Origin of the sequence: Micromonospora sp. WMMC264 (genome assembly GCF_027497275.1) — a bacterium.
GTDB classification, from domain to species: Bacteria; Actinomycetota; Actinomycetes; order Mycobacteriales; family Micromonosporaceae; genus Micromonospora; species Micromonospora chalcea.
Map to the genome: position 1 here is coordinate 2152660 of NZ_CP114907.1, position 14112 is coordinate 2166771.

10 protein-coding genes are annotated in these 14112 nt (G+C 76.4%); 7 read left to right on the forward strand and 3 right to left on the reverse strand.

The window, feature by feature from the left end; genetic code table 11:
• Positions 1 to 129: 129 nt before the first annotated feature.
• Both O7542_RS08900 and O7542_RS08905 read right to left on the reverse strand, forming a co-directional pair.
• Positions 130 to 993, reverse strand: a complete 864-nt coding sequence (locus O7542_RS08900) for an NAD(P)H-hydrate dehydratase (RefSeq protein WP_113972828.1) — start codon at positions 991 to 993, stop codon at positions 130 to 132.
• Positions 977 to 1708 (reverse strand): histidine phosphatase family protein, encoded by a 732-nt coding sequence (locus O7542_RS08905; protein WP_166455905.1) that lies wholly within the window; start codon positions 1706 to 1708, stop codon positions 977 to 979. Before O7542_RS08905 ends, O7542_RS08900 begins: the two co-directional genes overlap by 17 nt.
• Positions 1709 to 1843: 135 nt before the next feature.
• Here O7542_RS08905 and O7542_RS08910 point away from each other — a divergent pair, with 135 nt between their 5' ends.
• From O7542_RS08910 to O7542_RS08940, 7 genes are all read left to right on the forward strand, one after another.
• Entirely contained in the window at positions 1844 to 2173 is a 330-nt protein-coding gene (locus O7542_RS08910) for a hypothetical protein (protein ID WP_043323668.1), read from the forward strand.
• Between the two features lie 67 nt (positions 2174 to 2240).
• Positions 2241 to 5924 carry a DUF4132 domain-containing protein gene (locus O7542_RS08915; protein WP_281606016.1) on the forward strand — a complete coding sequence of 1228 codons (3684 nt, stop codon included), beginning with the start codon at positions 2241 to 2243 and terminating at the stop codon, positions 5922 to 5924.
• Positions 5921 to 7051: an AAA family ATPase gene (locus O7542_RS08920; protein ID WP_104112625.1), complete on the forward strand. Its 1131-nt coding sequence runs from the start codon at positions 5921 to 5923 to the stop codon at positions 7049 to 7051. Before O7542_RS08915 ends, O7542_RS08920 begins: the two co-directional genes overlap by 4 nt.
• Positions 7048 to 9357: a DUF5682 family protein gene (locus tag O7542_RS08925; protein WP_281606017.1), complete on the forward strand. Its 2310-nt coding sequence runs from the start codon at positions 7048 to 7050 to the stop codon at positions 9355 to 9357. Before O7542_RS08920 ends, O7542_RS08925 begins: the two co-directional genes overlap by 4 nt.
• A complete protein-coding gene (locus O7542_RS08930; RefSeq protein ID WP_281606018.1) occupies positions 9354 to 10466 on the forward strand; it encodes a VWA domain-containing protein in 1113 nt (370 codons plus the stop codon). Before O7542_RS08925 ends, O7542_RS08930 begins: the two co-directional genes overlap by 4 nt.
• A gap of 9 nt (positions 10467 to 10475) precedes the next feature.
• Entirely contained in the window at positions 10476 to 12515 is a 2040-nt protein-coding gene (locus O7542_RS08935; protein WP_281606019.1) for a hypothetical protein, read from the forward strand.
• 34 nt (positions 12516 to 12549) lie between these two features.
• The gene (locus tag O7542_RS08940; protein ID WP_064445786.1) at positions 12550 to 13530 is read left to right on the forward strand and encodes a DNA primase small subunit domain-containing protein; all 981 of its coding nucleotides are present in this window, start codon (positions 12550 to 12552) and stop codon (positions 13528 to 13530) included.
• A 5-nt stretch (positions 13531 to 13535) separates the two neighbouring features.
• Here O7542_RS08940 and O7542_RS08945 read toward each other — a convergent pair whose 3' ends face one another.
• Positions 13536 to 14042, reverse strand: coding sequence for an Lrp/AsnC family transcriptional regulator (locus tag O7542_RS08945; RefSeq protein ID WP_030499924.1), 507 nt, complete (start codon positions 14040 to 14042; stop codon positions 13536 to 13538).
• Positions 14043 to 14112: the final 70 nt, after the last annotated feature.

The window sequence follows — 14112 nt, forward strand, 5'->3', positions numbered from 1 at the left end:
TTGGTGCGGCCGGGCCGCTCCCTGGACGGGGGTACGGCCCGGTGGAGACGCGCAGGCTGCACGCCTCGCCGCAACAGCGCCCACCGACGGCGGGGTGTTACACGCCTCACCCCGCCGAGCTGTGGATCGTCAGACCGTGGCGATCGTGTACGGGATCTCGTCGAGCAGTTCCCGGGCGAGGAAGCCGATCCGCCCGTACCGGGGGACCAGCCGCTGCCCGCTGACCGCGTGCGCGAACGCCGCCCAGCAGGCGGCCTGCGCCGGGTCGGCGCCCCGGGAGAGCAGGCCCGCGAGCAGCCCGGAGCGCACGTCGCCGCTGCCCGAGGTGCCCAGCCCGGCGTCACCGCTCTCCTCCCGCCAGGCCCGGCCGTCCGGCGTCGCGATGTGCCCGTAGAGCGAGACGACCGCGTCGTACCGGCCGGCCAGTTCCACCGCCTCGGCGTCCAGGTCGTCGCCCGGATCGCGGCCCAGCAGGTGCTTCGCCTCGGTCAGGTTGGGGGTGAGCACCACCTTGCGGCCGGAGCCGACCAGCAGGTCCGGGGCGTGGCTGAGCGCGCCCAGCGCGTACGCGTCGAGCACCAGCGCGGTCTCCCGGCCGGCCGCGTCCAGGACCAGGCGCAGCAGCTCCCCGGTGGTCTCGATGTCGGTCAGGCCGGGTCCGACCGCCACCACGTCGGCCTCGGCGACCAGGCCGTGGAGCAGGTCGCCCGGGTCGCCGCGGACCGCGCCGTCACCGGTCTCCGGCAGGCCGACCACGAGCGCCTCCGGCACCTGGATGCTCAGCGACGCCGCCGTCGACTCGGCCGCGGCGAGCTGGAGCACGCCGGCCCCGGCGCGCAGCGCGGCCACCCCGGCGAGCAGCACCGCGCCGGGGGTGAACCGGGAGCCGCCGACCACCAGCACGGTGCCGCGCGCCTCCTTGCCGCCGGTGGGCACTGGCAGCGCCCAGTCCCGCAGCAGCGCGGGGGTGATCACGTCAGACCGGCTCGGCATTGACCTCGTCCTCCCTGGTGGGCGTCGCCCCCTGCCGGTGCAGGTGGGCGACGTCGTTGAACACGTCCGGTACGAGCCGGCCGGTGTCGTCGGCGTGCCAGCCGGTGACCGAGCAGTTGGCGATCACGTGCTCGCGGGTCAGCGCCATCAGCTCGGCCTCGGTGAGCCCCTCCACCAGGTAGCGCAGCAGGAAGACCAGCGCGTCGTGGCCGAACAGCAGTACCCGGCCCCCCTCGTGGTCGCGGCGCAGGTCGCCGAGCAGCGCCCGCAGCCGCAGCGCCACGTCGGTCCAGGACTCGCCGCCGGGCGGGCGGTAGTAGAACTTGCCGAGCCGGGTGCGCCGCCGCGCCTCCTCCGGGTAGCGCCGGTTCACGCCGTGGCCGGTGAGCCCGTCGAGGACGCCCAGCTCCCGGTCGCGCAGCCGCTCGTCGACGCTGGCCGGGATCCCGGTGCCGTGCAGCGCCAGCTCGGCGGTGCGCACCGCCCGCAGGTACGGCGACACCACCGCGACGTCCGGCCGTTGCGAGTCCGGCAGCCCGGCCAGCCACCGGCCGGTCGCCCGCGCCTGCTCCTCGCCGGTGGACGACAGCGGCACGTCCGCGTCCCGGTGGCTGAGGTCGATCAGTTCGGCGCCGGACGTCTCGGCCGCCGTGGCCGCGACGTTCGCCGTGCTCTCGCCGTGCCGGACGATCCAGAGCGATGCCAACTCCGCCATGCGGCTCCCGGTACCCGGGCCCGACCGGGGATAACCGTGCCGGACCGGCCCGGCGCGGGACTGCGCGGCCGTGCATCGACCCGGCACAATGTCCCACGACGCGGGACGGACGGCCCGGGTACGAGGGAGGCGCACATGGCGACTGTGGTGCGGGGGCTGCGGGAGGCGCTGGTGCTCTTCCTGATCGCGGTCCTGGTGATCGCGGCGGCGGTCGGCATCTGGGTGGCCGTCGGCGGCGGCGACTTCACGCACCGGCTCGGCGTCGCGTTCATGATCGTCGGCGCCGTGATCGGGATGACCGGTGACCTCACGTTGAGCCGCATCGGCATGCTGCCGGCCCGGTCGGCGTTCGGCCTCGCGCCGGAGCGGGAGGACGGCGGCGGCGGGCGGGTGCTCACCGGCGTCGGCATCTTCCTGTTCGTCTCGGTGCCGCTGATCGTCGTCGGGGCGCTGCTGATCACCTGAGCGGTTCTCACGCTGTCGGTGCCGCCGGTTATGGTCCCCGCACACTGCGGGCGATCAAGGAGACGGTGTGCGCAGATTCGAGTTCGTGGGCGGCGGTTCGGCCAAGTTCTGGGAGGTCGGGCAGCGCGACGCGACGGTGACGGTCCGCTATGGATCCCTCGGCGCGCAGGGCCGCACCCAGGTCAAGGAGCTGGGTTCGCCGGCCGAGGCCGCCGCGCACGCCGACCGGCTGATCGCGGAGAAACTGCGCAAGGGGTACGCCGAGGCGACCGCCGCGCCCTCCGCCGGGCACACCGGCGCGCCGGCCGTCGGGCCGGCCGGGCCGAGCCACGAACCGGAGGCGACCGTCGCCGATCCGGCCGGCGCTGGTTCGGCCGGCAGCGACCGGGCCGGGACGCCGTCGGCCGCGTCGCCCGCCGGCGACCTGCCGGACGAGGACGCGTTCGAGGTCCCGGCCGGCTGGCGGCGGATGCTGGCCCCGCGCCGGGGCGGCGCACCGGGCCCGGCCCTGCCCAGCGCCGCGAAGGGGCGGGCCGCCGGGCGGAAGGTGCTGGACTCGGTGGCCGACCAGGTCGCCGCCATCGCCCGGGCCACCACCGACCCGGAGCTGGGTCCGGCGCTGCGCGGCTACCTCGACGGCGAGCCCGGTCCGCTGGGCGGTGCCGCGCTGGTGGCGGCGGTGGCCATGGCGCTCGGCTATCACGGGCGCGACCAGCAAGGGCTGGCCCTCGGCGACCTGCTGGTCGCCGATCTCGGTCCGGCCGGTGCGGCCGTCGCCGCGACCGAGCAGATCACCGTGGCTGCCGCCGGGTCGATGTCCCCGCTGCCGCTGAACCGCATCAGGGCGGAGAAGTCGCAGAACTACGGCCACTGGCGGCTGCGCCAGTCCGTGCTGCGCCGGGTCCGCGCCCATCTCGCGGCGGCCGGCGACGACGACTACGCCGCGGCCCGCGCCGCGCTGGTCCCGTACCGGTCCGGGCCGTTGGCGACGCGGGTGGTCACCTCGTTCCTGCTGCCCACCGAGCGGGAGTGGGTGGCCCGGGACGCCGCCGACGTGGCGCGCGACGGAGGCCCGCTGCTCGCCGAGCTGCTGCTCGGCGCGGTCGACGAGGTGGACGCGATCCACGCCCTCAGCGGGCACCTGGCGGTCTACCGGCTGATGTACGACCAGGCGCCGATCGTCACCGCCACCGCGGCGGTCGGGTCGCCGATCGCGCCGCTGCTGACCGAATGGTTCGACCACGAGCACGCCGGCGCGGACGCGCGGCAGCGGCTGGCGTCGCTGCTGGCGGCCCTGCCCGGCGACGAGCCGATGGCGGCGCTGCTCGACCGGCTGGACCGTAGGTACGTGCCGCCCGCGGTGACGGAGATGCTGCGCCGCTTCCCGGTGCGCGGCGTGCGCCTGCTGTCCGCCGCCGCCGAGGGGCGCAGCCCGGCTGCGCGGGAGGCAGCGACGTTGCTGCGCGCCCACGTGCTGGCCAACCCGGCCGCTGTCGAGGCGGCGCTGCCGACGCTGGCCCCGGCACAGCGGGAGCGGATCGAGCGGATCCACGACGACGCCTCCGCGCTGCCGGCCGCCGGGCCGGACCGGCTGCCGCCGGTGCTGGTGTCCCCGCCCTGGTCGGTCCGCCGCCCACGTTCCGCCCCGCCGGTGGTGGACGGGCTGGCCCGTCCCGCCGGGTCCGCCACGGCCTGGCTGCCGGGCGAGCGGGAGCGGTGGGCCGCGGTGGTGCCCCGCTGGTCCGGCTGGTGGCGGGGTGACGACCTGACCGTGCTGGCCGCCGAGGTCGCCGCCGGGCGAGCCGGATCGTCAGCGGCGATCCACTTCTTCGTCCGGGCCACCGAGGAACTGGCCCGGCCGCTGCTGCCGGCCTGGCGGCCCACCGAGTCCTGGGGCGCCGACGAGTGGATGTCCCGCCTCGCCGGGCGCTACGAGCTGGACGCGCTGCCCACCGCGCTGCACCTGGCCCGTACCGCGCCGAAGAGTGTCGGCGAGGTGCTGCTGCCGTACGCCGACGGCGAGGTCGCCGACCTGATGGCCGACTGGCTCGACCGGCTCAAGACGGCCCGCCCGGTCGCCCGGGCCTGGCTGCGGCGGCACCCGGAGTACGCCGTGCGGGCGCTGCTGCCGGCTGCCCTGGGCGCGCCCGGCCCGCGCCGCCGGGCCGCCGAGCGGGCGCTGCGCCTGGTCGCCGCCGAACACCGCGACACGCTCCTCGGCGTGGCCCGCGAGCACGGCGAGGAGGCGCTCGCCGCCGCCACGGCGATGCTCGACGCGGACCCGCTGGCGCAGCTTCCGGCCCGGATGCCGAGCCTGCCGGCGTGGCTGGACCCGGCGGTGCTGCCGCAGGTGCTGCTGCGGGACCGTTCGGCGGCGCTGCCCGCCGAGGCGGTACGCCACCTCTGCACGATGCTCGCCATCTCCGCGCCCGGCGAGCCGTACCCGGGGGTGGAGATCGTCCGCACGGCGTGCGACAGCGACTCCCTGGCGGATTTCGGCTGGGCGCTGTTCGAGAGCTGGCAGGCCGCCGGCGCGCCGTCGAGGGACGGCTGGGCGTTCACCGCGCTGGGGCTGCTCGGCGACGACTCGACCGCGCGACGGCTCGCGCCGTTGGTCCGGGCCTGGCCGGGCGAGAGCCAGCACGCCCGGGCGGTGACCGGCCTGGAGGTGCTGGCGCAGATCGGCACCGACGTGGCGCTGATGCACCTGTACGGCATCTCGCAGAAGGTGAAGTTCCGCGGCCTGCGGGAGCAGGCGGCCCGCAAGGTCACCGAGGTCGCCGACGGGCTGGGGCTGACGCCCGAGCAGCTCGGCGACCGGCTGGTGCCCGACCTCGGGCTGGACGCCGACGGCAGTCTGGTCCTGGACTACGGGCCGCGCCGGTTCACCGTCGGCTTCGACGAGCAGCTCAAGCCGTACGTGGTGGACGGCGCCGGCGCCCGCCGCAAGGACCTGCCCAAGCCCGGCGCCCGGGACGACGCCACGCTCGCGCCCGCCGCGCACAAGCGTTTCGCCGGCCTGAAGAAGGACGTGCGCACGCTCGCCGCCGACCAGATCCGCCGCTTCGAGACGGCCATGGTGACCGGGCGGCGCTGGCCGGCCACGGACTTCCGCCGCTACTTCCTGTCCCACCCGCTGCTGTGGCACGTCGTGCGCCGGCTGGTCTGGGCCACTGTGGACGACGCCGGTCAGGTGAGCGCCGCGTTCCGGGTCGCCGAGGACCGCACGCTCGCCGACGTCGACGACGAGACGTACGCGCTGCCGGATGACGCCACCGTCACCATCGCGCACCCGCTGCGCCTCGGCACGGCGGTGCCGGCCTGGGCGGAGGTCTTCGCCGACTACGAGATCCTCCAGCCGTTCCCGCAGCTCGGCCGCGACGTGCACCGGCTGGACGAGGCCGAGCGCGCGGAGAAGCTGCTGCGGCGGCACGCGGGCGTCACGGTCCCGGCGGGGCGGCTGCTCAGCCTGGAGCGGCGAGGCTGGCGGCGCGGCGACCCGCAGGACGCCGGCATCCAGAGCTGGCTGGAACGCGAGGTCCCCGGCGGCGGGGCGGTGGTGATCGACCTCGACCCCGGCATCGCGGTCGGGATCGTCGACATGTTCCCCGACCAGAAGATCGAGGCGATCTGGGTCAACGACGTGCCGTACGGCGGCTGGTTCCAGCGCGACGGCAAGGTCCGCCTCGGCGACCTGGACGACGTCACCGTCTCCGAGGTGCTGCGCGACCTGGCGGAGGTGACCCGGTGACCGCGCTCGACCCGACCGCCGAGCGGGCCCAGCGGCCTCCGGCCGTCGAGCGGGCCCAGCGGCCTCCGGCCGAGGTGCGGTACGCCGACGAGCTGACCGCGCTGGCCGCGAACGACAGTGACCCGCGCCCGCCGGGCTGGCGGCTGAGCCTGCGCGCCGCGCGCCGGTTCATCCTCGGTGACCCGGCGGCCGGGATCCGGCGCAAGTTCGTCGGCGACCCGTCGCTGATCGACCGGGCGCTGGTGGCGCTGGCGACCAGCCGCGGGCTGATGCTCGTCGGCGAGCCCGGCACCGCCAAGTCGCTGCTGTCGGAGCTGCTCGCGGCCGCGGTCAGCGGCGACTCCACGCTCACCATCCAGGGCGGCGCGGCCACCACCGAGGACCAGATCCGCTACTCGTGGAACTACGCGCTGCTGGTCGCCGACGGTCCGTCGCCGCGCGCGCTGGTGCCGGCGCCGCTGCTGCGCGGCATGGCCGAGGGGCGGGTGGTCCGCTTCGAGGAGATCACCCGCTGCCCGCTGGAGGTGCAGGACTGCCTGCTCTCCCCGCTGTCGGACCGCGTGCTCGCCATTCCGGAGCTGCCCGGCGCCGACGCCATGGTGTTCGCCCGCGAGGGCTTCAACGTGATCGCCACCGCGAACACCCGGGACCGGGGCGTCAACGAGATGAGCGCCGCGCTGAAGCGGCGGTTCAACTTCGAGACCGTCTTCCCGATCCCCGACCTCGGCACCGAGCTGGAACTGGTGGAGGCCGAGGCGGGCGAGTTGCTGCGCCGCTCCGGCGTGACCGCGCCGCCCCGCCGGGACCTGCTGGAGGTGCTGGTCACCACGTTCCGGGAGCTGCGGACCGGGATCACCGAACGCGGCGACGCGATGGAGCGGCTGTCGGCGGTGATGAGCACCGCCGAGGCGGTGTCGGTGGCGCACGCGGTCGGGCTGCGCGGCTGGTTCCTGCGCGGCGAGCCCGGCGACGCCGCCGACCTGGTCGCCTGCCTGGCCGGCACCGCCGCGAAGGACGACGCGGAGGACCTGGCCCGGCTGCGTCGCTACCTGGAACAGCAGGTGTCCCGCCGCTCCGGCGCGCAGTGGCGGGCGGTGCACGACGCCCGGCACCTGCTGCCCGGGTGAGCACCGTCGAGGCGCCCGGCGGCGTCACCTTCCTCGGCGTCCGGCATCACAGCCCGGCCTGCGCCCGGCTGGTCGCGGCCACGGTGGCGCGGCTGCGCCCGGCGTACGTGCTGGTGGAGGGGCCGGCGGACCTGAACGGGCGGATGGACGAGTTGCTGGGAGACCACGAGCTGCCGATCGCCGTGTTCACCGCGCACCGCGACGGCAACCGGCGGCACGTCTCCTGGAGCCCGTTCTGCGCGTACTCGCCGGAGTGGGTGGCGCTGACCGCCGGCCGTGAGGTGGGCGCGCAGCTGCGCTTCATCGACCTGCCCGCGTGGCATCCCGCGCTGTCCGGCCGCGCCAACCGGTACGCCGACGCCGACCAGCGGTACGCCGAGGCGGTACGCCGGCTCTGCGCCACCCTCGCCGTGGACAACGTGGACGCGCTCTGGGACCACCTGTTCGAGATCGGCCCGGACGACGGGCTGGCCGAGCGCCTCGACACGTACTTCGACGTGCTGCGCGGCGAGTCCGCGGCCGGGGCGGACGACACGGCCCGGGAGGCGTACATGGCCCGCTGGGTACGCGCCGCCCGCCGCCGGGCCGCCGGCCGCCCGGTGCTGGTGGTGACCGGCGGCTTCCACCGTCCCGCCCTGGTCCGGCTCACCGCCGGGGCGGGGGACGACGGACCGGAGGACGAGGACTGGCCGGAGGTGCCCGCCCCGGCTCCGGACGCGGTGGCGGGCAGCTACCTCGTGCCGTACTCGTTCCGGCGCCTCGACGCGTTCGTCGGCTACCAGTCCGGGATGCCGTCCCCGGCGTACTACCAGCGGGTCTGGGAGGACGGGCCGCGCCGGGCCGCGGAGGCGCTCACCGAGGCGGTGGCGGCCCGGCTGCGTGCCCGGCGGCAGCCCGTCTCCACCGCCGACCTGATCGCCGCCCGGACGATGGCCGGCGGCCTGGCCCGGCTGCGCGGCCACGCCCACCCGGGCCGGGTCGACGTGCTCGACGCTCTGGTGTCCGCGCTGGTCACCGACGCGCTCGACCAGCCGCTGCCGTGGGCGACCCGGGGCACCCTCGCGCCCGGCGCGCACCCGGTGGTGGTGGAGATGGTCGCAGCGCTCAGCGGCGACCAGGTCGGCCGCCTGCACCCGGACACGCCACTTCCGCCGCTCGTGCACGACGTCGACGCCGAGCTGGCACGGCACCGGATCGATCCGCAGGAGACGGTCGAGCTGGACCTGACAGTCTCCGGCGACCTGGCCCGCAGCCGCCTGCTGCACCGGCTGCGGCTGCTCGACGTACCCGGTCACAGCCGCGAGAGCGGCCCCCGGGTGGGCGCGGACGCGCTGCTCACCGAACGCTGGACGCCCGCGCCGTCGGCGGACCGGCTCGCCCGGGTGATCGAGGCCGGTGGGTACGGGCCGACCGTCACCGACGCCGTCACCGCCCGGATCGAGGAGCGGATGACGCTGCTCGGCGCCGACGTCGACGCGCTCGCCACGACGCTGTTCGACACCGCGCTGGCCGGGCTTTCCGAGCATTCCACCCGCACGCTCACCGCGATCACCCGCGCCACCGGCACGGTCACCGACCTGCGGGCGCTGGGCCGGGCGCTCGCCGTCGCGCTGGCGCTGTGGCGGCACGACCGGCTCCTCGGCAGCGCCGGAACCGCACCGCTGGGCGCGCTGATCACCGCCGCCGTACGCCGGGCGCTCTGGCTCGTCGAGGGCGTGCGGGCCACGGCCGCGCCGGCCGACCCGGGACGGCTGGCCGCGCTCGTCGCGGTCCGGGACGCGATCCGCCACGCCGGTCCCGCGCTCGGGCTCGACCGGGACGGCGCGCTCGCGGTGGCCGGGCGGGTCGCCGCCGACGCGGCGGCCCCGCCGGACCTGCGCGGCGCGGCGCTGGGCCTGGCCTGGTCGCTGGGCGACGTGCCGGACGCCGCCCGCGCGGTCCGGGCCGTGGCCGCGCCGGACACGCTCGGTGACTGGCTGTCCGGGTTGTTCGCGCTGGCCCGCGAGGAGGTGGTGGCCGGCGACGCCGCGCTGCTCACGGTCGTCGACGAGCTGCTGGCCGGGATGGGCGCGCACGACTTCCTGGTGGCGTTGCCCGCGCTGCGGCAGGCGTTCGGCTGGTTCCCGCCCCGGGAGCGGGCGGAGGTGGCCCGGCACGTGCAGGCGCTGCACGGCGGCGACGCGCCGCCCGGTGACCTGCTGCGGCTGGACGCCGACCCGCTGCTGGTGGCCGCCGCCCGCGCGGTGGAGGAGCGGGTCGACGCGGTGCTGGCCCGGGAAGGGCTGTGGGAGGGGGAGCGGGCGTGACGGACCCGATGCGGGAACGCTGGCGGCTGGTGCTCGGCGACGCCGCGCAGGACAGCCTGGGCGGTCTGTCGGCGGAGGCGGCCGGCCGGGACGCGGCGCTGGACTGGCTCTACGGCCGCGACGCCGACCTCGGCCGCCGCGACGTGCGGCGCGGCGGGTCCGGCCCGTCCGTGCTGACCACTGTGGACTGGCTGGACGGGATCACCCGGCTGTTCCCGAAGGAGACGGTGCAGCGGCTGGAACGCGACGCGGTCGAGCGGTACGGCATCCACGAGGTCGTCACCGACCCGGCGGTGCTGGCCCGGGTCGAGCCGAACCCGGCGCTGCTGCGCGCGGTGCTACGCACCAAGCACCTGATGGACCCGGAGGTGCTGCGCCTGGCCCGCAAGCTGGTCGAGGCGGTGGTGCGGCAACTGGTCGAGCGGCTGGCCGCCGAGGTACGGCAGTCGTTCTCCGGGCCCCGGGCGCGACGACCCAGCCGGTTCCGGCAGGCCCGCAACTTCGACGTCCGGCGCACCATCCGGGCGAACCTGGCGCACTGGCGGCCGGACGAGCGCCGGCTGCACGTACGGCAGCCGCACTTCTTCTCCCGTACCCGCCGCCACCTGGACCGCTGGCAGGTGATCCTGCTGGTGGACCAGTCCGGTTCGATGCTCGGCTCGGTGATCCACGCCGCGGTGACCGCCGCCTGCCTGTGGGGGCTGCCGGGCGTACGCACCCACCTGGTCGCGTTCGACACCGACGTGGTCGACCTGACCTCCGACGTGGACGACCCGGTGGAGCTGCTGATGAAGGTGCATCTCGGCGGCGGCACCGACATCGCCCGCGCGGTCGCGTACGGCGCGCAGCTCGTGGAGAACCCGCGCCGGGCCATCGTCGCGCTGGTGTCCGACTTCTACGAGGGCGGGGACGCCGGGCGTCTGGTCCGGTCGGTGCAGCAGCTCGTGGAGCAGGGCACGCACGTGCTGGCGCTCGCCGCGCTGGACGAGGAGGCCGACCCGGCGTACGACCGGGCCACCGCGCAGCGGCTGGCCGACGTGGGCGCGGCGGTGGGCGCGATGACGCCGGGCGAGCTGGCCGCGTTCGTGGCCGAGCACGTGGGCCGGTAGGGGGACCGGATGACCCGTGACGACCTGATCGCGCTCACCCCGGACGTGCTGGCCGCGCTGAGCAACAGGGGCCTGGTGAAGCGCGCCACCAGGGAGGTCGACGCCGGTGAGCGGCCGGTGCTCACCGAGGACGCCGACGGCGCGGTTCGCGCCGCGTACCCGGACGGGGTGACGGTGACGCTGCCCGTGGGTGGCGGCCTCGCGGCCGGGATCTGCTCCTGCCCGGCGCCCGGCGTGTGCCGGCACCTGCTCACCGTCGTGCTGACCTACCAGCGCACGCACGCCGACGCCCCGGCACGCGAGGCCGCGCCGGACGGGGAGGCCGCGCCGGACGGGGATGCCGCCCCGGACACGGATGCCGCGCCGGGCCGGGAGGACGCCGGCTCCGGCGGCGAGCCGTGGCGGTGGTCGCCGGGCGACGTCACCGACGAGGAACTGGCCGCCGCGATCGGCGCCCCGGCGCTCGCCGCCGCGAAGCGACGGCTGCGCCGCGGCTACACCGCCGTGGTCCACCGGCCGGACGCCGCCGACCCGGTCCCGCGCGTGGAGCTGCCCACCGGCACGGTCCGGTTCCTCGTGCCCCGCCAGATCGGGTACGCGCGCGGCGACGCCGCCGACGGCGGAGAGTCGATCGCGCTCGCCGTGTGGGCGTGCCGGGCGGCCGACCGGGAACACCCGGACCGTCCCGAGGCGCAGGTACGCGTCGGCGGACCGGCCACCGTGACGGAGCATGCGGCGCTGGACGCGGCGGTGGCGCTGGCCGCCGACGTGCTGCTGACCGGCGTCGCGCACCTGGGCTCCGGCGTGGACGCCCGGCTCGCGGCGGCCCGGCGGGACCTCGACGCGGCCGGTCTGCGCTGGCCGCTGCTGGCGGTGGAGGACCTGGCCGGGCAACTGGAGGCGTACGCCGCGCGCGGCGCCCGGTACCGGCCGGAGACCCTCGCCGACCTGCTCGCCGAGCTGCCCGCGCGGCGGCGCGCGGTGGTCAACGCCGGGGCCACCCCGCCGGAGCGGGTACTCGGCACCCACGAGCCGGCGGAGACGCCGCTGCGGCGGGTACGGCTGACCGGCCTCGGCGCCCGGGTCCGGTCCAGCGGCGGCGAGGTGGGCGTGGACGTGGTGCTCGCCCACCCGGCCGCCGTCTCGGTGCTGGTGCTGCGCCGCGCCTACCCGGTCACCGGCGACGACCCGCCCACCGGGCGCGAGCTGGCCGGGCGGCGGATCACCGGCGCCACGCTCGGCGCGCTCGCCGGCGGCAACGTGGTCTCCGAGTCGGCGGTGCGCAGCGCCGCGCACCAGCTCCGGTTCGCCGCCGGCCGGCTGGCCCGCACCACTGTCACGCCCGGCGCGGGGGACTGGTCCGGTCTGCCGCCGGGCCTGCTCGCCCGCGACCCGGACGCGCTCGCCGCCGAGCTGGCCGGACGGCCGCCCCGGTTGCTGCGCCCCCGGACCGCCGCCGAGTCGGTGCGGGTGCTCGCGCTCGGCGAGGTCCGCGCCATCGGGTACGCGGCCGGCGAACAGCGCCTGCACGCCACGGTGACCGGGGTCGACGGCGGCACGGCGACCGTCACCGCCACTCACCACGCCGCCGCCCCGGGTGCACTCGACGCGCTCGCGGCGGCACTGGACGGCACACACGGGCCGCCGCGCTACGTCAGCGGGACAGTCCGCCGGGGCGCCGACGGACTCGTCGTCGAGCCGCTGGCGGTGGTCGCCGACACTGTGGTCGTACCCGATCTGGCGCCTGGGGTAGGTGACGGGCGGCTGGCCGGCGCGGTCGACGCCCGGCCCGACCCGGTCGCCGCGGCGCTGGGTGCGGCGGCGGCGCTGCTCGCGCAGGCCGCGCACACCGGCCTGCGGCACCTGCCGGCCGCCTTCCCGGAGCGGTTGCGCGCGACGGCGGCCGGGCTCGCCGCGGTCGGCCTGGACCGCTGCGGCGCGACAGTGTCCGGCCTGGCCGGCGCGCTCGGCGCCGACCCCGGCGAACCGGCGGTACGGGCCTGGGTGGACGCCTGGATCCGGCTGTCGGTCACCGGGGAGTCCCGGTGAGCCGGTCCCCACGCCCGGCCAGGATCGCTACGGTGTGACGGTGGCGACCACGGCGGCGCAGGAGATCCAGGTGGGGGAGCGGCTGGTCCGCGTCTCCAGCCCCGACAAGCCCTACTTCCCGGAGCGCGGGCTGACCAAGCTGGACGTGGTCAACTACTTCCTGTCCGTCGGCGACGGCATCCTGCGCGCGCTGCGGGACCGGCCGACCATGCTGGAACGCTGGCCGCGCGGCGTGTTCGAGGGCGCCAAGGTGGCCACCCGGCAGACCAACAAGGGCGACGCGTTCTACCAGAAGCGGCTTCCGGCCGGCGCGCCCGACTGGGTGCGCACCGCGCACATCACGTTCCCCAGCGGCCGTACCGCCGACGAGGTGGCCCCGAGCGAGCTGGCCGTGGTGATCTGGGCGGCCAACCTGGGCACGCTGCGGTTCCACCCGTGGCCGGTGTCGAAGGGCGACGTGGAACGCCCCGACCAGCTGCGCATCGACCTCGACCCGATGCCGGGTGTCGACTTCGCGCAGGTGGTGCCGGTGGCGCACGAGGTACGCGCGTTCCTGACGGAGCTGGGCCTGGAGGGCTACCCGAAGACCACCGGCGGGCGCGGCATCCACGTGTACGTCTCGATCGAGCCGCGCTGGAGCTTCGGCGAGTGCCGGCGTGCGGTGCTCGCGCTGGGCCGGGAGATGCAGCGCCGCCTGCCCGACCTGGTCACCACCACCTGGTGGCGCGACCAGCGGGACCGGCCGGTCTTCGTCGACTACAACCAGATGGCCCGCGACCACACCATGACCTCGGCGTACTCGATCCGGCCGACCCCCGCGGCGCTGGTCTCGGCGCCGCTGGACTGGTCCGAGCTGGACGACGCCCGCCCGGAGGACTTCGACGTGCTCAGCATGCCCGCGCGGTTCGCCGACCGCGGCGACCCGCACGCCGGGCTGGACGGGCGGCGGTACTCGCTGGAACCCCTGCTGGAGCGGGCCGACGCCGAAGGGCTGGAGTCGCCGCCGGAACGCTGAGGCGGTCAGTCCCAGGGGCTCTGCGTGCCGTCGAACTCCTCGAACACCAGCCAGGTGCGCGTCGACAGCACCCCGGCGATGCTCTGCACCCGGTCCAGCACCACGTCCCGCAACGTCGCGTTGTCCGGCGCCCGGACCAGCGCGAGGACGTCGTGCTCGCCGCTGAGCAGCGCCGCGTGCTCGATGTAGCGCACCCGGGCCAGCTCGGCGGAGACCTCCCGCCAGGTGTTCTGCTCGATGGTCAGCGCGATGTACGCCGACGTGCCCAGCCCGGCCGGCTCCGGCGCGACCCGCGCGGTGAACCCGGTCAGCACGCCGTCGCGCAGCAGCCGCTCCACCCGGGCGTACGCGTTGGTACGCGAGACGTGCACCCGTTCGGCCAGCGTACGGATGGACGTGCGGGCGTCACGGACCAGCTCGCGCAGGATCCGCCGATCCACCTCGTCCAACGGCCCGGCCGAACGTCCCGTTCCGCCCGCCGCGCCCGGTGTGGTGCCGGTCTCCTGGCTCACCGCAGCCGCCTTCCCGTGCCATTCGTCCCGCGTTCATCCCGCATGTTGAGTCAATCATCCACGACCGGGA

Excerpts from the sequence above, each read along its gene's own strand:
- O7542_RS08900 (WP_113972828.1), bottom strand. The coding sequence starts at position 993 with ATGCCGAGCCGGTCTGACGTGATCACCCCCGCGCTGCTGCGGGACTGG.
- O7542_RS08905 (WP_166455905.1), bottom strand. The coding sequence starts at position 1,708 with ATGGCGGAGTTGGCATCGCTCTGGATCGTCCGGCACGGCGAGAGCACG.
- O7542_RS08910 (WP_043323668.1), top strand. The coding sequence starts at position 1,844 with ATGGCGACTGTGGTGCGGGGGCTGCGGGAGGCGCTGGTGCTCTTCCTG.
- O7542_RS08935 (WP_281606019.1), top strand. The coding sequence starts at position 10,476 with ATGACCCGTGACGACCTGATCGCGCTCACCCCGGACGTGCTGGCCGCG.